Source organism: Sphingomonas vulcanisoli, assembly GCF_011761305.1.
Taxonomy (GTDB): Bacteria; Pseudomonadota; Alphaproteobacteria; order Sphingomonadales; family Sphingomonadaceae; genus Sphingomonas_I; species Sphingomonas_I vulcanisoli.
Genome location: NZ_JAAOZC010000006.1, coordinates 13742 through 38657 on the forward strand (window position 1 = coordinate 13742; position 24916 = coordinate 38657).

Sequence of the window (24916 nt, forward strand, 5' to 3'; positions counted from 1 at the left end):
GGGCTCTCCTTTAATATTCTGTTGAATGTAGAGTCTTGATTTAGCCGTTGACGAGCTGACCTGCCCCAAATTTGGCCTCGATCGCATCGTCGCCGGCTTCCTGCCGAGCGGCCTCGGCCACCAAACGGCGCCAACGGATCACCCCGGTATCTGTCTGAGACAAACGCTCCGGTGCAGAATAATCCTGTTTTTCAAAGACGATTTTGTCCTGGCCGATGAAGAAACGCAGGAAGATCCATGACGCGATGAAGGCATAGTATAGCCTGTAAACGAAGCCGTTGAGTCCGGTGGCATGCCGACTGGTGAACAGAAACGCACGCACATGGTCCGCGTCTACCGGCACCGCCCAGCGTACGTACATCAAATCGGAAAACCCGATCCGAACGACGCCGGGGAGACGCAATTCCGTTTTTGGATATTGCCCGGGGCGCGGCGAATTTATCTTGAAGCGTCGCCACCAGACTTGCCGCGGATATTTGCCGACAGTCTCATATTCGGCTTGGGCAGGGCCCATTTTGTCGTAGCGTATATCGACGCCCCGACCATCATCAGTCAGCGAAACACCGACCGTCGCCCAAGAGGGGAGCTTCCGGAAGAGATAGAATAGCGAGCGCCGGTGCACGAAGATATCGTGGGAATCTTGGAGATTCTCAAGGGCCGGCATCCAGCTGCAGTTCCACTCCTCAATATGAGTATGGACGATATTTGAGGTAGTCATGAGCTCCTCGGGAATATCCTCTTCAAGAGGACGTGGCTCCTTATTCCCCATATATACGAATATTACGCCGTTGATTTCGGCGGTCGGATAAGACCTGACCTTGACCCGACCCGGAATGCTGGACTGAGGCCCTTCGTTCAAAGCCGCCACGCACTCGCCGGCGGTATTGAACGTCCATCCATGGTAAAGGCAGGTCAACGTCCCCGGGAATTCGCGGCGCCCGCACGACAAGGGCAAACCGCGATGGGGGCATCGATTATAGAGCGCGTAAACCTTGCCGTCATCGCGGAAGAAGGCGATCTCTTCTCCCAGCATCTTTATCGGGACGGGCTTCTTTCCCACTTTTTTGGAAAGGAGTGCCGGATACCAGAATTCCCGTAGACCAAGGGTAGGCAGCGCTGCCTTTGAACCGGGCAAAGCTTGTTGCGGCGCGTTCATATTCTCTCCTGTTCCACGAATGGCGATGATTTCGGACGTAGACCAAGGTCTCGCCACCGCCTTAACTGGGCGGAACAGTCACCATTCGCGATATCTTCCCCGATATCGTCTCCTCAATCTTGCTGGGCAAATCCGTTTTGACGAACGATGCGTACTGTGCCGGCAAACAGCGAGGCCGGCTGTCAGGCGTCGCTGTAATGGCGCGCTAAAAAGGCGCGGGTCGCTTGAGCGACGCGGCATGCCCTCCGCAGGGGATCAGGCTCTGCCGCGTAAAGCGTCGGCGATCTGAGTTCCACGCTCAGCGGGATGCCGGGCGGTAGTGCAGAAAGAAAGTCGCCCAGTGGAAGTACTCCTTCACCGGGCAGCGCGCGATCAATAAGACCCAGTCCATCCGGACCCACCATCGCATCGCAGATTTGCGCATAGGAAAGCTTTTCCTTGGCAGTGGATTGCACGTCCGCCAGCACCCCACCTGTACGGAACAGATGATAAGGATCGAAGAGCAACGCCGCTTCCGGTTGTCGCACCTCCGCCAAGATCGCTCGCGCCTGTTCGAACGTCGAAATATCGGCAAACGGGCCGAATTCCAGGTTGATACGGATCGGTGCTCCCGCGGCGTGATCGCAGAGCTCGGCAAATTTATCCGCTGAGGCGGAGATATCAGGATCCGAGCTCACCACCAGCGCATTGGCGGCGCCGAGTCTGATGCCGATATCGACGGCGCGGCGTGCCGTATCGGGTAATCGTCCTGGTCTCAGCCAAATCGCTTCGACATCGATAAGACCAAGGCCGGTATCGCGCAGCGCTGCGGCCGCGTTCCGCTGAAGCGCCGGATCCCAATTCTGTGGCTCTATCCAAAGGCCGACGGCGTCAAAACCGGCGGCGGCGGCGGCCGAGATCGTTGCGAGCGGGTCTAATTCCGGAACGACGCCGGAAGCCATTGCGAGCGTCATATCAGCTTTCGTCCTCGTCTTTCACAAGCAGCTCATTGACGAAGTCGCGCGCAAATGCGGGGAGTGCCTTGAAGCGCCGGGCAACAATTCGCTCCGTCAGCTCCATCGCAGGCCCCTCAAGCGGTATGATGCAAATATTGGCGGACCTGGCGATCCTTCGCGCAGAAGGCTCCGGCACAAGACCGACGCCCACACCCGCTTCCACAAGGCGGCAGCAGGCATCAACATTCACCGCCCGCACACGAGTCCGGATTGGGGTATGCAGTTCGAGGGCGGTCCGATGAAGCAGCGAGTGGGTCGGACTGGTCTCATGAAAGTCGACAAAGTCATATTGGAGCGTTTCGCCCAGCGTCGTCTTTTCGATGGATGCGAGCGGGTGGTCGGGTGCGGTAATGACGACCAAAGGGATAGTCCGATGTTCGATTGTCTCGAGATCTTCCATCCGAAGCTCGCCGGAAACAATGCCGAGGTCGGCTGTACCCGCTAGCACATCGCGAACGATTTCGCCGCTGAACCGTTCGCGCAAACCTAGACTTACATCGGGGTGACGCGGGAGATATCGCGCGAGCACGGACGGCAAGAATTCCGTCATAGCGGTAGGGTTTGCCGTCAGCCGCAGATGCCCTTTGACGCTCTTGGCATATTCTTCGAGATCGCTCTTCAATTCCTCCAGTTGGCCCAATACGAGTTTAGCGTGGTGGAGGAAGGCCTGACCCGATGGAGTCAAACTAACACCCCTGCTGCTTCGCATGAGTAATTTGGTGCCCGTTCGAACTTCGAGATTGGCGATGCGCGCGCTGGCGGCCGGTGCCGAGAGACAGGCTCTTTCGGCACCCTGTCGCAGACTGTTCGCTTCCGCGATTTGCACGAACAATCTGAAATCCACCATATCAAGATGCGTCATGCCTCACCTTCCAGATCAATCCCGAGGTAGCGACGGGGATTTATACGTTCGACCATGCCGATGTCGGAAGCGGAGAGGCCCGCTCTTTCCAAGAGGCCGGTGGGATGACGTTCGTAGCCGCCGAAGGGAAAATCCGATCCCAGCATCAATCGTTCGATGCCGAACGTCTCTGCAATAAGATGAATCAAGCCTGGCTCGAAGACTGCGGAATCAAAGTAGAGGCGGCGGGCGGTCTCGATCGGGGACTCGACCAGCGTTTCGGCGAACTTCGGCAACGCCGACCAAAAATGCTGCATTCGCGCGCAAATCGCCAAGACCGATCCTCCTCCATGGCTGAAGGCGATGCGAAGCCTGGGGCGGCGCGCCAGCGTTCCGCTCGCGATGAGCCCTCCGATGGTCAACCCTATTTCGCCGGGAAATGCGATAATCTGTTCCAGCATCGGCAGCCCGATCAGCCGATCCTTGCCCACAGCGCGAATGGCGTGAACGAAGATCGGGATATCAAGCGCTTCCGCCGCCTCGAAAAATGGCTCGAAACGGGGATCTGCCAGAGGCACTCCGTTGATATTGCTGCCGATCTCTACGCCTTTTAGGCCGAAATTCTCTACCGCGTAGCGCAGTTCGGTGACGGCCTTGCCGACATCTTGAAGGGGAATTGCGGCCAGTCCGATCATGCGATCAGGCGCCGCGGAGACCATGACCGCAATCTCGGCGTTCACATGGCGTAATAAATCGACCGCGGCGGCCGTCGGCAGCCAGTAAGACAGCAACTCCGGCATCGGTGAAATGACCTGAATATGGGTCTGCATTTCCTCCATGGCGGCCAGGCGGCAGCCGACGTCCCACGCCGCTTGTTGAACAGTCCGGAATGGCTTTCCGGCAATGTTGATCATGGCGTGCCCGCAGCCGTCATGGACCATCTGCGGCCAAGGAACATCCGCGATCGTACCGGAATAAGCCGGGAACGACCCCGGCACGATGTGGGTGTGAACGTCTATCGAGCCTATCATCTAAATATACCACTTGACGTTGAAGATAAGCTTTTCCAGGCCTGTGTCATCATCGTGCCTTGTGAAGGAGTCTAGAAGTGCCATACCATCAAAGAGGCGATATAAGCATATATTATGAAATTCACGGTAGTGGATATCCATTGCTATTGATGCCGCCGGGAGGAATGGATGCAACGATAGACTTTTGGCAGCGTACCGCCTTCAATCCCGTTTCTATCTTCTCCGAAGACTTCCGTGTCATAGCAATTGATCAACGTAATTCCGGTAAATCAAAAGGTCCTATAAACGAAAACGACCCTTGGGCTGATTATCTGAGCGACCATATTAAACTTCTTGATCATCTAGGGATTGATCGATGTCTTCTGTTGGGATGTTGTATCGGCGCCTCTTATGCTCTGCGCCTGATGGTGTCTGCTCCGGAGCGAGTGGCCGCGGCTGTTCTGGAGCAGCCTGTGGGTGTGGATGAATCCAATCGCAAGTCGATGCCGAACAACTGGGAACCTTGGGCCAAGGCGCTCTCGGATACCCGTTCCGACCTCGATCCTGAGAGCTTGGCGGCCTACGGTCGGAGAATGTGGGAAAAAGACTTTGTCCTGAGCGTGAGCCGCGAGGATGTGGCGGCATGCAGCGTGCCGATGCTCGTGCTGCCGGGCATCGATAGCTTGCATCCGACGGAGATCGGGAACGAAATCGCCGCGCTTGCGCCACATTCTCAACTCCTCAGCCCATGGAAAGAACCAACAGAATTGGTGCCAAAGACTGTAAAACGAATTCGGGAGTTTCTACTGCACCACGCTTCAAATTGATGATTCAGAGGCATGCGTCGAAATCGCGCAAGGCTTGCAGGGCCGCTTTCTCGCCTTCAATACCTGGTTTGCTCGGGAATATCTCATATTCGATCAAACCAGGAAATCTTTGGTCAGAAAAATGCCGGAGCACGGTTCGCCAGTTCACCTCACCAATTCCGATCTCGGTTCGATTAGGAACGTCGGCGATCTGAGCGATGGCGACATTATCCCAGACCTGAGAGAGATTATAAAGGATGTTGCCATCCATCATCTGGACATGAAACACATCGAGCAGAAGCTTCACCGCTGGGCTGTCAACTGCCAAGGCGATGGTGTTCGCATCGGCGATATGATGGAGCAACTGACCCGGTAAACGCGGTTCGCTCGTCATCTCGATGCACAGGATCATACCTTCGCGCTCAGCCAGCGGGGCGAGCCGTCGCATATGCTTGATCAGCGCCGCCATTTGATACGACACAGGAGCTCGAAGGTCGCGGGGAGGCGCAACGACGATATAACGTCCGCCCGCTCGCTTCACAGCCTCGATCGAGCATGCGATTTCGGCATCGACCGCGGCGCATGCTTCCGCATCATCACGGATCCAGGCGGTATTCGGTACGACCGAACTCAAGACGCACCCAAGTTCAAGACCGAAGCGTGCGAACGCATCTCCCATTCGGCTCTGCTCGCTGGGATCCCGGGTCTTGAAAAAATTATCTTCGACGCCTGCGAAGCCCTGCTCAGCCGCAAAGGCAATATGGTCGATCGGGTCGAGGCTGCCGACAGTGGCGGCAAACAAAGGTTCGTGCGTGCCGCGGATGCCGAGATGGGAGGCGTAGCGTAACTTGAATCGACCGCCCATTTACCGTCCCTCGACAGGGGGACCCACCAAGCCATAACCGCCGTTTGCCTGCAAAATCTCGCCGGTGATGAAGCAATCGTCACTTGCCAGGTAGGCAACCGCCGAGGCGATCTCGTCCGTCCGCGCCAGCCTCCGCATCGGACTACGCTGGGCCGCGCGATCCAGCAGCGTCTCGAGGCCGACCATCATCGGCGTCGGCGTCGGTCCGGGTGCGACGGCATTCACGCGAATGCCCCGCGATCCGAATTCAGCAGCAAGGCAGCGAACAATCTGGTCGATACCCGCTTTGGTGCCTTGGTACACGGCATGATCGTTGATCACGATTTTGGCGGTAACCGAACTCAAAGTGATGATCGAGCCGCCATCCTTCATGGCGGCGATCATCGTCTGAAAAAAATAGATCGGACCGATGAACTGGAGGCGGACTATTCGCTCGATGTCCTCAACGCTGTTGTTGAGAAACTTTTCCAAATATCCTTCGCCGGTTGATTGCACCGCGATGTCGATTTTACCGAACTCGCGAAGCGCCTCGTCCGCCAGCGCGGCAACGGATCCTTTTTGGCTAATATCGCATGCCGCGGCGGTAGCGCCGATCTCTTCGGCGAAAGCAGTCACTCGTTCTTTCGATCGCGCGGTGACCATAACGTGCGCGCCTTCGGCGCGTAGCCGCCGTGCAATCGCTCGGCCGATATTCCCATCGCCGCCGCATCCCAAAACTAGTGCGGCCTTTCCTTGCAGTGAAGGCATCGATGATCCTCTCCGGCAGTTTATCTTTCGTTCTTGACCGGATTAGCTTACCGTCAATGCGCTGCTCCAGCGTTCAAAACTGCAATACACGCTGTTCGATCGCGCTGTTCTGCCGTTTCACGCGATCGCACGCCGCATTCCGAACTTTGGAATTGAGCCCCGGCGGCGCTTGGCGCACCATCATCAAAATTCCTGCCGATGGCATAAAGCAAATTGCGCACAGGGCAGGCTGCTGGAGAGATCTGAATGAGTATAGCATCGTCCGCGCATCTGCTACAGGACAACACGCTGGCAGATCTTCCAAATTCGCCCGATGAGGCGGTTGCGCGTGCAGCTTATCTGCACGCCGGCATCGCGAAACGAACTGTTGAGAATGAGACTCAACGCCTTGTCTCGCCCGATTCCATTTCCGAGCTTATGAGCGCCGGCCTGTTCGGGGTTATGGGCGCGCGCCGTTATGGCGGCAGCGACCTCGGGCTGGAAGCGCTGGTGCGGACGACGATCGAGATCGCAACCGCGTGCGGCTCCACCGGCTGGGTGTACGGTGTGCTGGCGGGCCATAGCTGGATGTTGAATCTCTTTCCCGCCGAAGCGCAGGAAGAGGTCGCGAGCGACCCTCAGGCGTTAACCGCTACGGTGTTTCGTTTAGGCGGCGACATCGTGCCGGTCGACGGTGGCTATCGGCTTACTGGCGGCACCGGGAAGTTCTGCAGCGGCATTGACCACTCCAAATGGATCATCGCCGGTAACGCCGTCCAGCGGGAAGGCGAGCCGCCGGAGCCGAGATTCTTTCTAATTCCGAGAGAAGATGTCGAAATCGTCGACGATTGGTTCACCGTCGGCATGCGCGCGACGGGCAGCCGGTCGGTTCGCGTGGATGACGCCTTCATCCCGGAATACCGTACCGTGCGCGTCGCAGATATGCTCGCGGGTACGTCGCCGGGCGCCAAGCATCACGGCGCGCCATTCCTGCGAATGAATTTCTATGAGATCACTCCCTATTCGATCGTTGGTGCTCCCTTGGGAATGGCTCGCGCCGCCGTCAGCCTTTTCACCGCCGATTATCGGAAGGCTATCCAGGCGGGCGCCAGTGACACTGAGGCGAATTTGCTGCGTCTGACCAAGGCGGCCACAGCTATCGAAGCTGGTATTGCACTCGTGCTGTCGGACGTGCGTCGCATAGACTATCTGGGCGCCCCCGAACGGTTTTCTTTGGCAGATCGCAAGGAATGGGTGAGAAATTGGTGTTGGGCGGTGCAAACCGCTCGAAATGCCGTCAACTCGATTTACGAGATCGCCGGTGGATCTACGATATACAATTCGTCGTCCATTCAGCGGATTTGGCGTGATATCAATTCGGCCGCACAGCATTTTGCCCTTACCGAAGATAAGGCGATGCTGGACTATGGTCGTGCGCTTATGGGGCTGGATACCGCGACCTTCAATATCAAAAAGCCGACACCTCTGCCGAAGTGAGGCATGCCGAACGGTCCAACAATTTGACTGTCTCATTGTTTCGATATGATCTCTGATCCGGCCACCTTCCGCCATGTCTTGGGGCATTATCCAACGGGTGTCTGCGTGGTCACGGCGCGCGAGGCGGATGGCTGCCAGATCGGCATGACCGTAGGCTCTTTCACGTCGGTTTCCCTTGATCCGCCGCTTGTCGGCTTTCTGCCAAGCGCGCGGTCACATCGGTGGGCACGGATTTCAAGCGTCGGGAAGTTCTGTGTGAATGTCCTCGCCCATGATCAAGTCCTGATCTCCCGCGCATTGGCGGCAGCGGGCGAGCTGGACGATCTCAGTACAGGCAGTTCGCCGGCAGGATCGCCAATCCTGGAAGGGGTTGTGGCATGGATCGATTGTGATCTGCACGGGACGCACCCGGCCGGAGACCATATCTTCGTGACGGGCCTGGTTCGCGCAATGGAGGTGGAACGACCGCACGGGCCGCTTCTTTTCCTTCAGGGAGATTATGGCACGTTCGCCCCACCTTCATAGCAGCCTTTGGACCGGAGGGACGATGGCGGAGGCAGCGGCAGTGGGCTGTTGCTGCCTTTAGTTTGAGATGGCGTAGCTCGCTCGATCTTGTTCAGGAACGAAGACTGGTTCTGACAATATCTGAGACCTTACGGCCTCGATTTTGTCCTTTTCGCATCAAACTAGCAAATATCAACGCCTGCCGGAGGCTAGACTGGAGCCTACGATTAATCGGGGTAAATCATGAGGGACATATCAGACAAGGACTATGACGTCATAGTCGTTGGCGGTGGCGGCGCCGGCCTCGCTGTGGCCAATGAAGCCAGTAGCCGCGGCAGGTCTGTTCTCTTGTTGGAAGCGGCGGACCGGATCGGAGGATCGACCGCATTATCACATGGCGTTTTCTATGCTGCCGGATCGCATGTTCAGGCGGCGGCAGGCATCGACGATAATGGCGACGCCATGTTCCGATACGCCATGGCGCTCAATCAATGCAGAATGGAATCGGCGGTTGTACACCGTTATTGCAAGTCTTGCGGAAGTGCTCTTGATTGGCTTAGCCAATTGGGCGTCGAATTCCCGCGATTGGCGTGCGTGGACGTATCGGGGGTCGCGCGATCCCACTTCGCCGAGGGGCGAGGCGTTGCTATCGTAGATGCGCTGCATGCGGCCTTATCAGGTAGAGAAGTCGATATTGCCGTCCGGTCTCGGGTCGACGGATTATGCGTTGAGGACGGCCAGGTTACAGGCGTGCGCGTGGGTGGCGAAACCGTCTCTGCTCATTCCGTTGTGATCACCACCGGCGGCTTTGGTGGGAACCCAGATTTGGTAGATACTCTGATTCCATCCACGCGCCGTAAGCGAGACCGATTATGGTATATCGGCGCCAAGCAATGCGTCGGTGACGGTTTGCTGATGGCTCAGCAAGCCGGCGCGGCAATCGCGGGCTTTGATCGGGCGCTTTTTCAACCCACGCCCGGCTTCCAGCAAATCCTCGAGCAACCGCCGGCATGGCTGATTTTGGTCAACAAGGACGGGCGCCGGTTTTGTGACGAATCGGTCGCCTATTGTGTTTTGGACAGCCTCATCGGATCACAGCCCGATCAAGAGGCCTACGGCATCTTCGACGCCGATACGTTTGCAAATCCCCCGCGCGATTTGAGATACGCCGCAGCAATAGCGGCGGGCCACTCTTCGACAGCCTGGACCAACGATGTTTTGCGATCGGAGGTCAATGGAGAACGGTTGAAGTCAGCTTCCACAATTGAAGAGTTGGCCGAAAATCTCGGAATAAACAAGGAAGCTCTCAGATTTACCATTGAACAACAGAACATCTGGTGTGAGAAAAAGCAAGACAGGTCTTTTGGAAAACCCGGCGAGTATTTGCGAGCGATAACACAGCTGCCTTTCTTTGGCGCCATCTTCCGCAACGAGACCCTGTGCATCACTTTGACAGGCCTTAAAATAGACGAGAGCTGCCGTGTGCTGCAAAACGATGGCAGGGCAATCCCCGGCCTTTTTGCAGCTGGAGAAGTGACCGGCAGCGTGATGGGCGAGCGCTATATCGGCTCGGGAAATTCGATCTCGCAGGGTATCACCATGGGCCGCATCGCCGGCCAAATCGTTTGATTGCTTGCCATGCGGCGTCTGGATTTGCGCTCCGGATTGAGTCTCTGCTTCCTGACCAATCGCCCGGTAAGACATACCGTTTCGATGCGGGGTCTGGTGAGACGGCGCTTGTGATGGCCCCAGGACAGAGGGTACGAACCAATCTCTCGGCCACATTGCGCAAGCTCGACGTCAAGTTCCCACGCGACACTCCGCAACGGGAGAGATAAGTCGGCAATATAATGCAGAAATGAACGCGCTTTGGCGCCGACGATGTGAAGCACTGTTTGGAAGTGCCGAACGCGCCATTCGGGTAAATTCGATTGTGAAGAGACCGGAAGCCCATCATCAGCGAACATAAGAACCGAAAGTGTTCTAGCTGTTAGAGGGAGGGGTTTATGATCTCGCAAAAGGGTATACTGTTGTGCTGCACGGCATCGATGGCGACGATGGCTACGTCTGCGCTTGCGCAAGCTAGTCCACCGTCCGATCCGCCATCGGCCCAAGCAGGTGCAGCCGTCTCCGCCACATCAAAGCCCGGCGTAAATGATACCTCCGCTCTTGAGGATATTATCGTAACTGCACAGCGGCGTTCCGAGAACGTCCAAAAAGTCCCGATCTCTATCACAACGCTGAGCGCCAAGACGCTCTCTGTCGCTGGAGTGGCGTCAACCGATGCTTTGGTCACGGTCACACCCGGCCTTACCTTCACGCAACAGATCAGGGGATCGGCTCCCTACATCCGCGGCGTCGGGTCTCCGACCGCTCAGCCAGGCCTAGAGAGCCCTGTCGCCGTATACGTCGACGGCGTATATTATCCCTCGCCCACCGGATTGATTTTTCAGTTCAACAATATCGAGCGCGTAGAGGTGATTAAGGGGCCGCAAGGCACGTTGTTCGGCCGCAACGCCACCGGCGGTCTTATCAGCGTCGTTACACGGACACCTAAGGCAGACCCTTCAATCGAGGGATCGATCTCATACGGCAACTACAAGACGGTCGATGGTTCGCTCTACGCCACAGGAGGTAACGACAAGATAAAGGCCGATATTTCGCTTAAATATACTAAGCAGAACGATGGCTATGGGATAAACCTGAATTCAGGAGCGGATGTCAATCGGCAGAATACGTGGGGCGTTCGTTCGAAGTTGCTATGGACCCCAAGCAGCCTGGATACCTTCACGCTCGGTTTTGATTATGTCAAAGACCGTTCCGATTTGGGTGTCTCACGAAACGTGGTCAACGGATCGAAGCTCCTCGGGGGGGTAACCTTTAAAGGCACGATTTATGACACGCAGGCAGGAAGCAACCCGGACGTCAATCACGACAGCTATGGCGCAAATTTGCGGTATGAACGTGATCTTGGCGACGCGCGGCTGTCATCTTTGACCGCTTTTAGGTCTCAAAACCTTTATACCTTCTTTGATCAGGACAATACCCCGGCAAGGATTGTCGATGTCACCTTGACGGAAAAATACCGCAGCCTGCAGCAGGAAATTGTACTCGTCGGAAAAACAGGACGATTGGATTACACGGCGGGCGTCTTTTACCTGGACATCAGCGCCAAATACGATCCATCGTTCATCGGTAGTTCGGTAATACCTGCTCAGAACTACGAAAGACAGGCCGATCAGGAAACACAGTCTTATGCAGGCTTCGCGCAAGGCACCTATGCGCTGACCAATTCGACAAAATTCACGGCGGGCTTACGGTATACCGTGGACAAGCGCAATTTCAGTGGCCTTCAGACGGCAACCGCGGGAAATTCCGTACCTGTGGGTACGATATTGATAAATGCCTATGGGTCACGGACGTACCCAAAGCTGACTTGGAGATTTGCTTTGGATCAGCAAATCACTTCAAGCATATTGGCTTACGCAAGCTACAATCGAGGCTTTAAGAGCGGATCGTTCAACAGCGCCAACATTAATCAGGCACCCGTCAACCCCGAAGTGATCGATGCTTACGAAGCGGGCGTCAAGTCCGAGCTCTTCGATCGTCTTGTTCGCATCAATGTGGCGGGATTTCATTACAATTACTCAGGCATTCAGTTGACTAGGCTGGACGGCCCAACCGCAATTCTTTTCAATGCCGCGAAGGGCCGCGTTAACGGTGCGGAAGCGGAGATCCAAGTCGCCCCCCGGCTCGGCACGGGAGAGCTGCATCTGGGCAGCGGACTGGCGTATACCGACGCCAAATATGTCAGCTTTCCCAATGGTCCGATTTCCGTTCCTTCGGCGGCCGGCGGAAATGCGTCGGTGCCGGGCGATCTCGCCGGCAATCGTATGATCCGGACTCCAAAGTTCACCATTTCCGCCACAGCTGATTATGCCGTTCCCGTAGGTGCCAACGAGTTGGAGCTCAGCGCCACTTATTATCACAACAGCGGCTTTTACTGGGATCCGGATAACAGGTTGAAGCAGACCCCTTACGGCCTGCTAAGTGCGCAAGCCTCTCTGCACTTTGGACGGCTGCACAATTATACGGTGCGCGCGTTCGGCAAGAATCTGACCAATCAGCACTACTTTTCTTACGTGACCGCCGGCTCGCTCGGCGATGTTGCTGCCGCCGCTCCCCCGCGGACCTACGGCGTGGCTTTTGATTTCAAGTTTTAGGATGATGAAAAGCCCTTGCGGAGACCCAAGATGAACGCGCCGGTCCAAATAAATCCTGATCTCTTCTCAGACGAAATATTGTCGGAGCCTAATCCCTTTTATAGCGAGACCATTCCGCACTCGCCGGTCGTTTATGTGCCGTCGCGGCAGTTATATGCGGTGCTTTCTTACGATCTTGTCGTTCAGGTGGCTGACGACCATATCAACTTCTCAAGCCAGTTCGGCGAGCTTCTGAAGGGATTAGGCGCGACCGACCCGGAGATCATGGCGGTTTTGAGCGAGGGCTGGCCTCTCACCGACTCCCTCATTTCAAATGATCCACCGCTTCATGGCCGGTTTCGCCGCCTCGTCAGCCGGGCCTTCACGATGCCGCGTGTCGCGGCGATGGAAGCGGAAATCCGTAACACCGCCCGTGAGCTGGTTGACGCAATCGAGCGGAGAGGGGCCTGCGATTTCGTAACGAACTTCGCTATTCCCCTGCCGATCCTCGTCATATCCCGGCTTTTGGGCAGCGGTGAAGTGCCTGTTCAGACCGTTAAGGAATGGTCGGATGCTTTTGTCCATTTGTTTGGTGGTAAGGCGTCGCGGGATGTCCAGCTTGCGAGCGCTCACCTCATAGTGGCCTTTCAGCGTCACTTCATCGGAAAGATCGCAGAGCGCCGGGCGGATCGCACGATCGAAGATATCATCGCCAGCTTGGTGCACGCCCGAACAGAAGATGACGAGCCATTGTCGGACGCTGAAATTCTTTCGGTGATCCAGGCTCTGCTTATTGCGGGAAATGAAACGACGACGAGTACGCTTGCGGAAGGGATGAAGCTTTTCATCGAGCATCCGCAGCAGGTTGAGAAGGTACTCCGCAATCCAAAACTTTTCGGCGACATGGTGGAGGAAATCCTCAGGCTAACGTCGCCGGCGGCAGGGCTTTGGCGCATCGCTGCGAACGATACTCAGCTGGGGGAAGTCGCCATACCCAAAGGCGCACTGCTCAATCTGCGTTTTGCTGCAGCCAATCGCGATCCAGGCCATTTCCCGGATCCCAACAAGTTCGACGTCGAGCGGCCGAACGCAAGAACCCATCTCGCGTTCGGACGCGGCATCCATATGTGCATCGGCAATATGTTGGCCCGCAAGGAACTGGTTATCGGGTTTGAAGAACTGCTCACTCGGTTGACCGATTTCCGGATAACTGATCGAGCGGCCTTAAACTACCCACCTAATATGGTGACGCGAGGCTTATCAGCCTTGCCAATCAGCTTCCGGCGCCAGTTAGAGCGTGCCGATGCACTCTAGTATCGTAGAGCGTGCGACGATTACGGCTAATCCCGGCTTTTAAGCAATCACCGAGCCATCGACCACGATCGTATCGGTTGAAGAGGACATAATATGAGTAGATTGCGCGGCAGAGTCGCGATCGTTACCGGATCTGCGGCGGGCCTCGGGAAAGCGATGGCCGTGCGGTTCGCGGCTGAAGGCGCCTCTCTGGTATTGGCCGATCGCGACGATGCAGGTTCCGTCGTAGAAACGATCGAAGCCAGTGGCGGCGTTGCAATAGCTACGCGCACCGACGTTTCCCGTCCTGAAGACGTCGATTCTATGATCGAAACCGCCATGCAGCGGTTCGGCAAGATCGACATCTTGGTAAATAATGCCGCGATAGCAAGCACTCTTGTCCCGCGGCCTTTTGAGGAAATTGACCTTTCAGAGTGGAACCGCGTTCTTAACGTCAACATCATGGGGACCGTGCTGCCGTGCCGAGCAGTGTCACCCATCATGCGCGGTCAGGGTTACGGCCGTATCCTAAACTTCGGTTCCAACACCGCAGTGCGTGGCGCACCCAATCTTCTTCAATATGTTGCGAGCAAAGGTGCGGTCCAGGCCCTTTCGATGTCGCTGGCGCAGGAATTGGGCGGCGACGGCATAACGGTAAATGTTATTGCGCCCGGTTATATTGAAACCGATAACAATTTGGCCAACTCGGCCATGGTCGACAATATCCGCGAATTGGCGGCGCGCCGCCGTGCAATATCGCGGGCGGCGGTTCCGGAAGATGTCGTAGAAACTGCGCTCTTTTTGATATCCGAAGGTGCGGGTTTTGTATCGAGCCAAGTGATTGTTGTTAATGGTGGACCAGCTTGAGCTCCGGAGTATCCGCCGGTCATTCTGACATGGCTGCGCGATACCGTCTCGGATGGCTGCGGCGTTCCATTGGCGAAGTCGCGACATGGTTATCCTCAAACCGAGCATTGGACGATCATCGATGACCCGGACGACGCACGAGCAGCTCGCGCGTCGCCTGCGCGACGCTTACTCGCGTGGGCCGGTGTCCCCGTTGCGCGACGGGCTCGATCCTCTTGATGCCGACGGCGCCTATGCGGTGCAGATGATCAACAATCGCTATTGGGAAGCGCAAGGTCGTCGGATGGTCGGCCGCAAGGCGGGGCTGACGGCAAAGGCGGTCCAGGCCCAACTCGGTGTCGATCAGCCCGATTTCGGCGTGCTGTTTGCCGACATGGAGATTGCCGACGGTGGCCGGCTTGATCCCCACCGCGTGCTTCAACCCAAGGCGGAGGCTGAGATCGCCTTCGTGCTCGGTGCCGACCTGCCCGATCCCGATACTTCGCCGGAACAAGCCGCCGCCGCCGTCAAGACCGTGCATGCCGCTATCGAAATCGTCGACAGCCGGATCGCCGATTGGAAGATAACCTTCGCCGACACAGTCGCGGACAACGGATCATCGGCTTTTTTTGTTCTCGCCGAAACGGGGAGGCCGCTTGACGGAATTGATCTCGAAGGCGCCGCGATGACGATGCGGTTCAACAACGAAACGGTTTCGACGGGCGTCGGCGCGGCGGCGCTCGGAAACCCGCTCAATGCAGCGGCCTGGCTCGCGCGGACACTGGCCGGACGCGGCGAACCGCTGAAGGCTGGTGATGTGCTGCTTGCCGGTGCGCTGGGGCCGATGGTCGCGCTGAAGGCCGGGGACAATGTTCGCGCCTCGATCGACGGGATCGGTGAAGTTGGCTTTGCTTACGCGGAGGTATCAGAGGCATGAGTAAAACGCGCGTCGCCATTATCGGATCTGGCAACATCGGCACAGACTTGATGATCAAGATCATGCGGCTCTCCAATATTCTAGAGATGGGCGCGTTCGTCGGGATCGATCCCGATAGTGACGGACTCAAGCGCGCCGCGAGGATGGGAGTGGCGACCACGGCCGAAGGTGTGGAAGGGCTGATCAAGTTACGGGAATTCGCCGACATCTCAATTGTCTTCGACGCCACCTCTGCCGGAGCCCACAAGCGCCACGATGCGCTGCTGCGGCAGCATGGAAAGCGCGTGATCGATCTTACCCCTGCCGCGATTGGTCCATACACTGTGCCGCCGGTTAACGGCGATGCGAACCTAGATGCAGCAAACGTCAATATGGTGACATGCGGCGGCCAGGCGACAATCCCCATCGTGGCAGCCGTCGCCCGCGTGACGAAGGTGCATTATGGCGAGATCGTTGCTTCGATCGCCTCAAAAAGCGCCGGTCCCGGGACGCGCGCGAATATCGACGAGTTCACCGAGACAACCAGCCGTGCGATCGTTGAAGTGGGCGGCGCTTCTCGCGGCAAAGCGATCATCGTCCTCAATCCGGCCGAGCCGCCGCTGATCATGCGTGATACCGTATATTGCTTGGCCAACGACGCGGACCGCGAGGCTATCCGACGTAGTATCGAAGACATGGTGGCCGAGGTGCAGACCTACGTTCCGGGCTATCGTCTGAAGCAGGCGGTGCAGTTCGAGGCGATTGGCGACAACAATCCGTTGCACATTCCCGAAATGGCCGACTTGGGCGAAACCCGATTCACGGGGCTGAAAGTGACGGTCCTCCTGGAGGTGGAGGGTGCCGCCCATTATTTGCCTGCTTATGCCGGCAACCTCGACATAATGACTTCTGCGGCCCTTCGGACCGCAGAGAAGATGGCGGTCCGGATGCTCAAAAAGGAAGCGGCATGACCTTCGATCCGACGAGCACCAAGCTCTACATTCAAGACGTAACGCTCCGCGATGGTATGCACGCGATCCGGCACCAGTACGGCCTGGACCATGTCCAGCAAATCGCGCGCGCACTCGATCGGGCGAAGGTCGATGCAATAGAGGTCGCTCATGGCGATGGCTTGCAGGGATCGTCTTTCAACTACGGCTTTGGTGCCCACCGCGATGTGGATTGGATCGCGGCAGTGGCCGAGGTTCTCGAACATTCGGTACTCACCACGCTTCTGCTGCCCGGCATTGGAACAGTGCATGATCTCAAGCATGCGTATGAGTTAGGGGTGCGATCGGTAAGAATTGCGACCCACTGCACCGAAGCGGACGTCTCGAAGCAGCATATCGAAGCGGCGCGCGGTTTGGGCATGGATGTGTCGGGCTTCCTGATGATGAGCCACATGAACACGCCGGAGGGGCTCGCCCAGCAGGCGAAGCTGATGGAGAGCTATGGGGCCCATTGCGTCTATGTCACCGACAGCGGCGGCGCGATGAGCATGGAGGACTATGCGGCGCGACTTCGTGCCTATGATCGGGTGCTGAAGCCCGAAACGCAACGCGGCGTGCATGCCCATCATAATCTGTCCCTCGGCGTCGCCAACTCGATCGTCGCGGTGCAAAATGGTGCGGTTCGGGTTGATGCGAGCTTGGCCGGCATGGGGGCTGGCGCCGGGAATGCACCTCTTGAAGTCTTTATCGCTGCGGCGGACCGCTACGGGTGGAACCATGGCTGCGATCTTTATGCCTTGATGGACGCCGCTGAAGACCTGGTCCGCCCGCTGCAAGATCGTCCGGTGCGCGTTGATCGCGAGACACTAACCCTCGGCTACGCCGGGGTGTATTCGAGTTTTTTACGGCATGCCGAAAAGGCGGCCAAAGATTACGGTATCGACACAAGATCGATCCTTGCCGAGGTCGGACGCCGAAAGATGGTTGGCGGGCAAGAGGATATGATCATCGACGTCGCACTCGATCTGCAAGCGACCCACAGGCGGCGATAATAGCCGAAGTTCAGCGAGCTTTGACTGAAATCACCTGCTTCGGTCATTGTCCTTAAGCAGAGCGCTGCTTTCGAACGCGATCAAGCTACGCTCAGGACTTATTGCTTGATCCAGAGGATGATGGTTGCGGCGATTCAGATGCGGACATGAAGTGACGTGCTCCCCTGATTGTTACCAGTCAGAGGTAGAGTCCGGCTCCTTCATGATGATTGGTTGAGGTGATGCCAACCTGTCTGGGGGCATGCCCCCAGACAGGTTGGCCGGCGATCTCGGCGGGGGTTCTCCCGCCCAGTTTCGAGTGTGGTCTGACGTGGTTGTAGTCGTGTCGCCAGGCATCGAGCACGAAGCGGGCGTGCGGCAGCGACGTGAACAGCGTCTCGTTGAGGCATTCATCCCGCAGGCGCCCGTTGAAGCTCTCGACAAAGCCATTCTGCATTGGCTTGCCCGGTGCGATGTAATGCCACTCGACCCGCCGCTCCTGCGACCAGCGCAGGATGGCCGACGAGGTCAGTTCGGTGCCGTTATCGCTGACCACCATATGCGGCTTGCCGCGTATCCCGATCAGCCGCGTCAGTTCCCGCGCGACCCGCATGCCCGATAGCGACGTGTCCGCCACCAGCGCTAGGCATTCTCGCGTATAGTCGTCCACCACGCACAGGATGCGGAACCGCCGGCTGCACGTCAGGGTGTCGGAGACGAAGTCGAGCGACCAGCGCTGGTTCGGGCCATCGGGCAACACCATCGGCGTCCGTGTGCCCAGGGCGCGCTTGCGGCCACCGCGACGACGGACCCGCAAGTTCTCCTCGCGATAGACCCGCAGCAGCTTCTTGTGGTTGGGCGTCATGCCCTCCCGCGCCAACAGATAGCCAAGGCGTCGGTAGCCGAACCGCCGACGTTCAGCTGCCAGCTCGCGCAGTCGTTGCCGCAGCGGACCATCGTCTGGCCGCGACGATCGATACCGGATCACTCGCCGGCTCACGCCGACCAGGTTACACGCCCGACGCTCGCTCAAGCCGTGATGCTCACGGGCATGGGCGACGGCATCCCGCTTAGCGCCGGGCGTCACCATTTTTTTGATGCCAGATCCTTCAGCACCACGTTATCGAGCATCGCCTCGGCCAGCAGCTTCTTCAGCCGGCTGTTCTCTTCCTCGAGCGTGCGCAGGCGCCGGGCCTCGGACACCTCCAGGCCGCCATACCTCGACTTCCACTTGTAGAACGTCGCCGAGCTGATCCCGTGGCGGCGGCACACATCCGCCGTCGCCATCCCGGCCTCCTGCTCCTTCAAGATCGCGATGATCTGCTCTTCGCTGAACCTGCTCCGCTTCATCTTCGTCCGACTCCTTCGCGTCGGACTCTACTTAAAATCGGTCACATTTCAGGGGAGCACGTCAGGACCGATCACCAGATATTCGCCACTGGAAAATCTGTGGTGACCGACGAGATCATTCCCATCCGTGGCGAACCACGGCTTTTCCAGACCGTAAAAGTACCTTGGGTTGTCGGCGGAGACATCCGCGGCGTGATTGGCGTATCGCGCGACATTACAGCTCGGAAGGCAGAAGAAGATCGCGTTCGCGAGAGCGAGATGCTCTACCGCAGCGTATTGGAGGCAAGCGCCGATTGCATCGTGGTTATATCTCTCGACGGGCGGCTGGAACTCATCAATCAGCCCGGCTGCAACATCATGGGGATTGGCAATCCGGACGTCGGGCGTGGCAGACAATGGACTGATTTCTGGCCAAAGCGGGTTAGATCAAAGATTGCCTCGGCCCTTGATGCAGCGCGTTCCGGCCAAGCCGCGCGCTTTAGCGCAAAGCGGCCGGGAAACGGCGGCGAAGCGAAGTGGTGGGACGTCTTGGTCACACCGATCAAGGATCGGCAGGGCCGCGTATCGCGTATTCTGTCAATCTGTCGCGATATCACCGAAAGCAAGGCTGCCGCCAATCGGTTGAAATGGACAAGTGAGCATGATGCGCTCACAACCCTGGCCAACCGCAGTGCGTTTCAGGCGCATTTAGAGTCCGCCACTATTCGATCAAAGCGGACGGGCGTGCCTTTCGGACTGCTTCTGCTCGACCTTGATCATTTCAAGCACGTCAACGATACACTCGGCCACGCCGCGGGCGATCAACTGCTACAGGCGGTCGCCCATCGTCTGCAGATCGGCACTCGACCAACCGACTTTACCGCGCGGTTGGGAGGGGACGAATTCGCGATCATCGTTGAACAGTCATGTGACGAGAGCGTGTTGCGAACAACAGGGGATGCTATCGCTGGCCGCCTCAATCAACCGGTCGCCATAGGTAAACGGCTTATAAGCGCTGGTGTGAGCATCGGCGGAGCCCTGTTCCCGCGCGATGGGGCAACCGCGCTCGAAGTCTTCAATAACGCCGATACTGCTCTGTACGCGCTCAAGACGTCGGGACGCGGCGGTTTGAGCGTGTTCCGCAACGAATTGCGGCAACAGGCTCAGCGTACGGCGTCTCAGTTGAGCCTCGCTCGCGTGGCTCTCCACCAGGACAGCGTGGTTCCTCATTATCAACCTAAGATCGATCTGCGGACGGGGCAGATCATTGGGTATGAGGCTCTTTTGCGATGGATACATCCTACGCGAGGCCTTCAGGGGCCGGACACAGTGTCGGAAGCCTTCAAGGACTATGAGCTAGCTTCCAAAATCGGAGACCTTGTCCGACGTCATGTCATCGACGACGTCCGCGGCTGGCTTGATCGAGGCGTAACGTTCGGGCGTGTTGCGGTCAACGCGGCCCCCGTCGAGTTCCTGCGCGACGACTATGCGGAACGCCTGTTGGGTCAGGCTGCTGTTGTCAGTGTCCCACCTTCGTGCCTAGAAGTTGAGGTTACCGAGCATGTATTTTGCGAGCGTGGGGCCGACTATGTCGTCCGGGCGCTGAGCCTACTCAACCGCGCAGGGGTCAGCATCGCGCTTGACGACTTTGGAACGGGGTACTCATCGCTCGCACATCTCCGCGACTTCCCCGTGAACGTCGTCAAGATCGATCGTTCCTTCGTCCAACGCATGACGAAGGATGCGGAAATCTCAGCAATCATTGGCCTAGCCAAAAGTCTCTCATTGGATGTCGTTGCTGAAGGCGTGGAAACCGAGACCCAGCGCCAAGTCTTGCTGCAGAAAGGGTGCAGCCACGGGCAAGGCTATTTGTTCGGCGCAGCGGCCGACCGCGAGTCAGTGATCCGTGCCGGATATGGCTCGACAATCAATAAGCGAGCAATCACGTGAAACCCAGGCCAGCGCTCTTGCTGGGCAGTCGGAGATTCGAAATCTGGATACTGTTTTGATGCAAATTCCGATTCCGTACTGGCTGAAGTATCTCCGGAGAATATGCCAAGAATAAATGGCAAATATAGGTCCAGGATATTCTCTGCAGTACCAAGTAAATAATGAAAGGTGCGGCTCCGCGCCAAATAACCCCGAAGGGTTTTACTTCTCTTTTATTTTGGAAATACTTGGCGGAGACGGAGAGATTCGAACTCTCGGTACGGTTGCCCGTACGACGCTTTAGCAAAGCGTTGGTTTCAGCCACTCACCCACGTCTCCGGGAAAGGCCGTTGGGGCAGGCTATAGCGAGGCCGTCAGGGCGGATCAATCGTTCCGGGCGCTATTCATCGGCAGGAAAGGGCGAATTGCGCTAGAGAGGCGTGAACGGGAGGATGATATGGCGGGCGTGAAGCAGATTTCGGGTTGGGCGGCGGCGCTGCTGCTGGCGGGGGCGGCGAGCGCGCAGGTCGAGACGATCGATCCGAACACGGCGGCATCCCGCGCGAGTCAGGCGCCCGCGCGGCCCGCGCCGCATCCCGCCGAAAGCGGGCCGCCGCCGGCCGGCAATGGCCAGGCTCCGATCGCATCGTCGACGACCACGACAACCACCACAACCGTCACCGCACCTCAACAGGACGCCGCCGCGCTCGCCAGTCAGGCGTCTTCCAACACCGGCACCTATCAGCAGGATGACGTGCTCGCCGCTGCCGAAGGCGTGTTCGGGCGCGGGGCGGAGGGGCTCGCCAAGGTCATCGAGAATACATTCAAGAAGAACGGCCGCCCCGATGGTTATATCGTCGGGCGCGAGGCGGGTGGGGCGATCGTCGCGGGCGTGCGCTATGGATCGGGGACTTTGTTTCACAAGGTGGAGGGGCAGCGGCCGGTGTTCTGGCAGGGGCCCTCGGTGGGCTTCGATCTCGGCGCCAACGGCTCCAAGACCTTCATCCTCGTCTACCATCTCTACGATACGCAGGAACTCTACAAGCGCTTCCCGGCGGTGGAGGGCAGCGCTTATGTGATCGGCGGCTTCACGGCTTCCTATCTACGCTGGCATGATGTCGTGCTGGTGCCGATCCGGCTGGGCGTCGGCTGGCGGCTGGGCGCGAACCTCGGCTACATGCGGTTCACCGAGAAGCGGAAGTGGTCGCCGTTTTAGGATTGGCGTAGCCGGCTCTGGTGACAACGTGGCACAGCATGCCATGCGTCCGTTAGCAGCCTACGCGGTTATCCCGATCAGCGAGAACTGCCGCCCATACCCCGGCTCGCCGCGATGCGTGGCGCGGCGGAAGCTGAAGAAATCGGGTTCGTTGGCGTAGGTGTCGAGGCCGAGCAGTTCCACCTGCGCCACGCCCGCGGCGGCGAGGCGGGCGGCGACATAGCCCTCGATATCGAACTGGTAGTGGCCGGGGCGGCCGTCGGTGAAGAAGCGGTCGTTTTCCGGATCGGCTTTGGCGAAGCGGCGGAAGAAAGCTTCGTCCACTTCGTAGGAGGTGCGCGCTATGCAGGGGCCGATTGCGGCGACTATTGCCTCGCGGTTGGCACCCAATTCCTCCATCCGCGCGACGGCCGCATCCGTGACGCCGCCGATCGCGCCCTTCCAGCCGGCGTGCGCCGCGCCGACGACGCCCGCCGCCTTGTCCGCCAGCAAGACGGGTACGCAATCGGCGGTGAGGATGCCGATCAGTGTGCCTGGACGATCGGTGACGATGGCATCGGCGTGGGGGCGCTGATCGTCGGGCCAGATGTCCGCGATCACGGCGTCGGCGGAATGGACCTGGTGGAGCGAGGCGAGGGTGGCGCCGGGCAGCACGGCCTCTACCGCCAGCCGCCGGTTTTCGAGAATCGCCGCGCGATCGTCATCAGAGCCGAGGCCGACGTTGAGGCCGGCATACAGCCCGGTCGAGACGCCGCCCTTCCGCCCAAGAAAGCCGTGCGGCACGCCGTCGAGCAGCCCCGATCGGAAGGGGCGGACGCTCAAAACCCCGCCAGGCGGGGCCAGCTGGAGGCGTGAATGCCGAGCACCTTGAACAATTCGCCCATCTCCTCCGCGTCGGTCAACCTCCGATAGGCGGCGCGTATCTCCTCCGCGCGATGCGGCGCACCGCGGGTCAGTGCCGCCGCGCGATCCGAGATGCCGAGGCGCACCAGCCATTGCCCCTGCTCGATCGGCCCTGAGAGATGCGCGCCGCCCTTGCGCGCTGCCTTCGCCAGCGCGGTGAAATCGACGTGCGCGGAAAGATCGCTGCTGCCCGGCCGCGCGAAGGGATCGGCGTAGGCATGGGCGTGGAGCGCCTGCAGCGTATCGCCCGCTTCATGCCCATGGTGGCCATAATCGATCGCCAGCATCGCGCCGCCCTGGGCCGCCAGCCGCGCGCCGAGCGCCTTCATGATCGCCGCCGCCGTCGGGTTGCGTTCGACGATGCCGCCGGGATCGCCGTCGACGAGATGGTCGGGGATCTGCTTTTCCATCGGCTCATCGCCGGCCGTCGCCGCAAAACCCTCGGCGCCCCAGCCCACCATTCGCTCGCGCCAGCCCGAAAAGGTGCGGATGAACTGGCGCAGCGGCAGCGCATCGAAGAATTCGTTGGCGACGATCAGCAGCGGCAGATCGGTGGGCAGCGTCTCGATCGTCTCGTGCCATAAGGCGTTCGGTACGGCCCTGGCCTGCTTGTCGCGCAGCAGTGGGCTCGTTTCGATGAAATGCACCGGCGGCGCGAGGCCCGCCACCTCCATCGCCCTCAGTGCATCCTCGGCCAGCGTCCCGCGCCCCGGCCCCAGCTCGACATAAACGCAGTCCGGGCGCCCCGCCCGCTGCCAGGTATCGGCCAGCGCCAACCCGACGATCTCGCCGAACATCTGGCTGATCTCGGGCGCGGTGATGAAATCGCCCTTTTGCCCCAGCGGATCGCGCGTGGCATAATAACGGGCGTTGGCGAGCGCCATGAAGCGCTCGACCGTCATCGGCCCCTCCGCCTGGATCAGGCTGGCGATCTCGGCGGCAATGTCAGACGACGGGGTCACTCCGTGAAAGGCTCGATCCGGACCTTTCGCTTATATGCAGTTAAAATGAAATAAACGCCGGCGATGACCATCGGCGCGGAGAGCGTCTGCCCCATGCTCAGGCCCCAGGGCAGGATGCCGAGCTGAACATCAGGTTCGCGCACGAATTCCAGCGCGAAACGGATCAGACCATAGCCGAGCAGGAAGGTGCCGAGCAGCAGGCCGGGCTTGTACCGGGCGTCGGTCCGCCAGAAGAGCCAGTTGAGCACCGCGAACAGCAGCAGGCCCTCCAGCGCGGCCTCGTAAAGCTGGCTCGGGTGGCGGGGGTAGGGGCCCGCATCGGCGCCGGGGAAGACGATCGCCCAGTGCACATCGGTGATCCGCCCCCATAGCTCGCCATTGATGAAATTGGCGATCCGCACGAAAAACAGGCCGAAGGGCGCGCAGCACACCGAATAATCGCAGAAGCGCAACACCGAGAGTCCGTTGCGCCGCGCCACCCAGAACACCGCCAGCAACGATCCCACTGCGCCGCCGTGGAAGCTCATGCCGCCGTCCCACAGCCGGAAGGCCTGCAGCGGATCCTTGAGCATCCAGGGATCGTAGAACAGCACATATCCGATGCGTCCGCCGAGGATGATGCCGAGCGTGAGATAGAAAACGAAATCGTCGGCATGGCGCTTGGCCATCGGCGCGCCGGGCTGATCGAGCATCCTGGTCAGCCACCACCAGCCGAGCAGGATGCCGCCGATATAGCCGAGCGAATACCAGCGCACCTGAAGCGGGCCGACATGGAAGGCCACCGGCGAGAGGCCGAGATTGACGAAATGGGTATAGCCCGCGCCGGGCGCTGCGGTGACGAGGCTGGCGAGGGCGAGGAGGCTCATGCGCGTCCACTAGCGGAGCGGGGGAGGGGCGGCAATTCGGCGAAATCCTGTGCTCCGGCGAAGGCCGGAGCGT

General features: G+C 58.9%; 22 protein-coding genes and 1 tRNA gene. 12 read left to right on the forward strand and 11 right to left on the reverse strand.

Annotated elements, in window-relative coordinates:
* Positions 1-40: 40 nt before the first annotated feature.
* The 4 genes from FHS31_RS11705 to FHS31_RS11720 all read right to left on the reverse strand — a co-directional run bounded on the left by FHS31_RS11705 (position 41) and on the right by FHS31_RS11720 (position 4023).
* Complete coding sequence (locus tag FHS31_RS11705) at positions 41-1156, reverse strand: aromatic ring-hydroxylating dioxygenase subunit alpha (protein WP_167073715.1); 1116 nt, start codon at positions 1154-1156, stop codon at positions 41-43.
* 182 nt (positions 1157-1338) lie between these two features.
* Positions 1339-2109 carry a sugar phosphate isomerase/epimerase family protein gene (locus FHS31_RS11710; RefSeq protein ID WP_167073716.1) on the reverse strand — a complete coding sequence of 257 codons (771 nt, stop codon included), beginning with the start codon at positions 2107-2109 and terminating at the stop codon, positions 1339-1341.
* A gap of 1 nt (position 2110) precedes the next feature.
* Positions 2111-3013 carry a LysR family transcriptional regulator gene (locus FHS31_RS11715; RefSeq protein ID WP_167073718.1) on the reverse strand — a complete coding sequence of 301 codons (903 nt, stop codon included), beginning with the start codon at positions 3011-3013 and terminating at the stop codon, positions 2111-2113.
* Complete coding sequence (locus FHS31_RS11720) at positions 3010-4023, reverse strand: amidohydrolase family protein (protein ID WP_167073720.1); 1014 nt, start codon at positions 4021-4023, stop codon at positions 3010-3012. Before FHS31_RS11720 ends, FHS31_RS11715 begins: the two co-directional genes overlap by 4 nt.
* A 149-nt stretch (positions 4024-4172) precedes the next feature.
* Between FHS31_RS11720 and FHS31_RS11725 the strand changes: the two genes are divergently transcribed.
* Positions 4173-4829: an alpha/beta fold hydrolase gene (locus tag FHS31_RS11725; protein ID WP_208408696.1), complete on the forward strand. Its 657-nt coding sequence runs from the start codon at positions 4173-4175 to the stop codon at positions 4827-4829.
* Positions 4830-4833: 4 nt separating this feature from the next.
* Here FHS31_RS11725 and FHS31_RS11730 read toward each other — a convergent pair whose 3' ends face one another.
* Both FHS31_RS11730 and FHS31_RS11735 read right to left on the reverse strand, forming a co-directional pair.
* Positions 4834-5673 (reverse strand): sugar phosphate isomerase/epimerase family protein, encoded by an 840-nt coding sequence (locus FHS31_RS11730; RefSeq protein ID WP_167073724.1) that lies wholly within the window; start codon positions 5671-5673, stop codon positions 4834-4836.
* A complete protein-coding gene (locus FHS31_RS11735) occupies positions 5674-6420 on the reverse strand; it encodes an SDR family oxidoreductase (protein WP_167073726.1) in 747 nt (248 codons plus the stop codon).
* Positions 6421-6666: 246 nt separating this feature from the next.
* On the opposite strand from FHS31_RS11735, the gene FHS31_RS11740 reads away from it, so the two are divergent.
* From FHS31_RS11740 to dmpG, 9 genes are all read left to right on the forward strand, one after another.
* The gene (locus FHS31_RS11740) at positions 6667-7896 is read left to right on the forward strand and encodes an acyl-CoA dehydrogenase family protein (RefSeq protein ID WP_167073728.1); all 1230 of its coding nucleotides are present in this window, start codon (positions 6667-6669) and stop codon (positions 7894-7896) included.
* A gap of 45 nt (positions 7897-7941) precedes the next feature.
* On the forward strand, positions 7942-8421 hold the full coding sequence (locus FHS31_RS11745; protein WP_167073730.1) for a flavin reductase family protein: 480 nt from the start codon (positions 7942-7944) through the stop codon (positions 8419-8421).
* A gap of 222 nt (positions 8422-8643) precedes the next feature.
* The gene (locus tag FHS31_RS11750; RefSeq protein WP_167073732.1) at positions 8644-10029 is read left to right on the forward strand and encodes an FAD-dependent oxidoreductase; all 1386 of its coding nucleotides are present in this window, start codon (positions 8644-8646) and stop codon (positions 10027-10029) included.
* A gap of 419 nt (positions 10030-10448) precedes the next feature.
* Positions 10449-12623 carry a TonB-dependent receptor gene (locus tag FHS31_RS11755; RefSeq protein ID WP_167073734.1) on the forward strand — a complete coding sequence of 725 codons (2175 nt, stop codon included), beginning with the start codon at positions 10449-10451 and terminating at the stop codon, positions 12621-12623.
* A 30-nt stretch (positions 12624-12653) separates the two neighbouring features.
* Entirely contained in the window at positions 12654-13916 is a 1263-nt protein-coding gene (locus FHS31_RS11760) for a cytochrome P450 (RefSeq protein WP_167073736.1), read from the forward strand.
* Positions 13917-14009: 93 nt separating this feature from the next.
* Positions 14010-14762, forward strand: coding sequence for an SDR family NAD(P)-dependent oxidoreductase (locus tag FHS31_RS11765; protein WP_279587902.1), 753 nt, complete (start codon positions 14010-14012; stop codon positions 14760-14762).
* A gap of 121 nt (positions 14763-14883) precedes the next feature.
* Positions 14884-15678 (forward strand): 2-keto-4-pentenoate hydratase, encoded by a 795-nt coding sequence (locus FHS31_RS11770; protein WP_167073740.1) that lies wholly within the window; start codon positions 14884-14886, stop codon positions 15676-15678.
* Positions 15675-16628, forward strand: a complete 954-nt coding sequence (locus FHS31_RS11775; protein ID WP_167073742.1) for an acetaldehyde dehydrogenase (acetylating) — start codon at positions 15675-15677, stop codon at positions 16626-16628. The genes FHS31_RS11770 and FHS31_RS11775 overlap by 4 nt, the downstream gene beginning before the upstream one ends.
* On the forward strand, positions 16625-17659 hold the full coding sequence (dmpG, locus tag FHS31_RS11780) for a 4-hydroxy-2-oxovalerate aldolase (RefSeq protein WP_167073744.1): 1035 nt from the start codon (positions 16625-16627) through the stop codon (positions 17657-17659). The genes FHS31_RS11775 and dmpG overlap by 4 nt, the downstream gene beginning before the upstream one ends.
* Positions 17660-17837: 178 nt before the next feature.
* Here dmpG and FHS31_RS11785 read toward each other — a convergent pair.
* A protein-coding gene (locus FHS31_RS11785) for an IS3 family transposase (RefSeq protein ID WP_167073747.1) occupies positions 17838-18988 on the reverse strand; the annotation gives its coding sequence in 2 pieces (ribosomal slippage) (positions 17838-18736 and positions 18736-18988; 1152 coding nt in all).
* Between the two features lie 102 nt (positions 18989-19090).
* On the opposite strand from FHS31_RS11785, the gene FHS31_RS11790 reads away from it, so the two are divergent.
* Entirely contained in the window at positions 19091-20917 is a 1827-nt protein-coding gene (locus FHS31_RS11790; protein ID WP_167073749.1) for an EAL domain-containing protein, read from the forward strand.
* 228 nt (positions 20918-21145) lie between these two features.
* Here the strand turns inward: FHS31_RS11790 and FHS31_RS11795 are convergent.
* Positions 21146-21235: transfer RNA gene (locus FHS31_RS11795), tRNA-Ser, on the reverse strand.
* Between the two features lie 118 nt (positions 21236-21353).
* Between FHS31_RS11795 and FHS31_RS11800 the strand changes: the two genes are divergently transcribed.
* Positions 21354-22112, forward strand: coding sequence for a DUF1134 domain-containing protein (locus tag FHS31_RS11800; protein WP_167073751.1), 759 nt, complete (start codon positions 21354-21356; stop codon positions 22110-22112).
* Between the two features lie 60 nt (positions 22113-22172).
* Here FHS31_RS11800 and pgeF read toward each other — a convergent pair whose 3' ends face one another.
* Genes pgeF through lgt form a run of 3 tightly spaced genes read right to left on the reverse strand, consistent with a single transcriptional unit; the run spans position 22173 to position 24843 of the window.
* Positions 22173-22934 (reverse strand): peptidoglycan editing factor PgeF, encoded by a 762-nt coding sequence (gene pgeF, locus FHS31_RS11805; protein ID WP_167073753.1) that lies wholly within the window; start codon positions 22932-22934, stop codon positions 22173-22175.
* Entirely contained in the window at positions 22931-23977 is a 1047-nt protein-coding gene (locus FHS31_RS11810) for an SAM-dependent methyltransferase (RefSeq protein WP_167073755.1), read from the reverse strand. Before FHS31_RS11810 ends, pgeF begins: the two co-directional genes overlap by 4 nt.
* Positions 23974-24843, reverse strand: coding sequence for a prolipoprotein diacylglyceryl transferase (lgt, locus tag FHS31_RS11815; RefSeq protein WP_167073757.1), 870 nt, complete (start codon positions 24841-24843; stop codon positions 23974-23976). The genes FHS31_RS11810 and lgt overlap by 4 nt, the downstream gene beginning before the upstream one ends.
* Between the last annotated feature and the right edge of the window lie 73 nt (positions 24844-24916).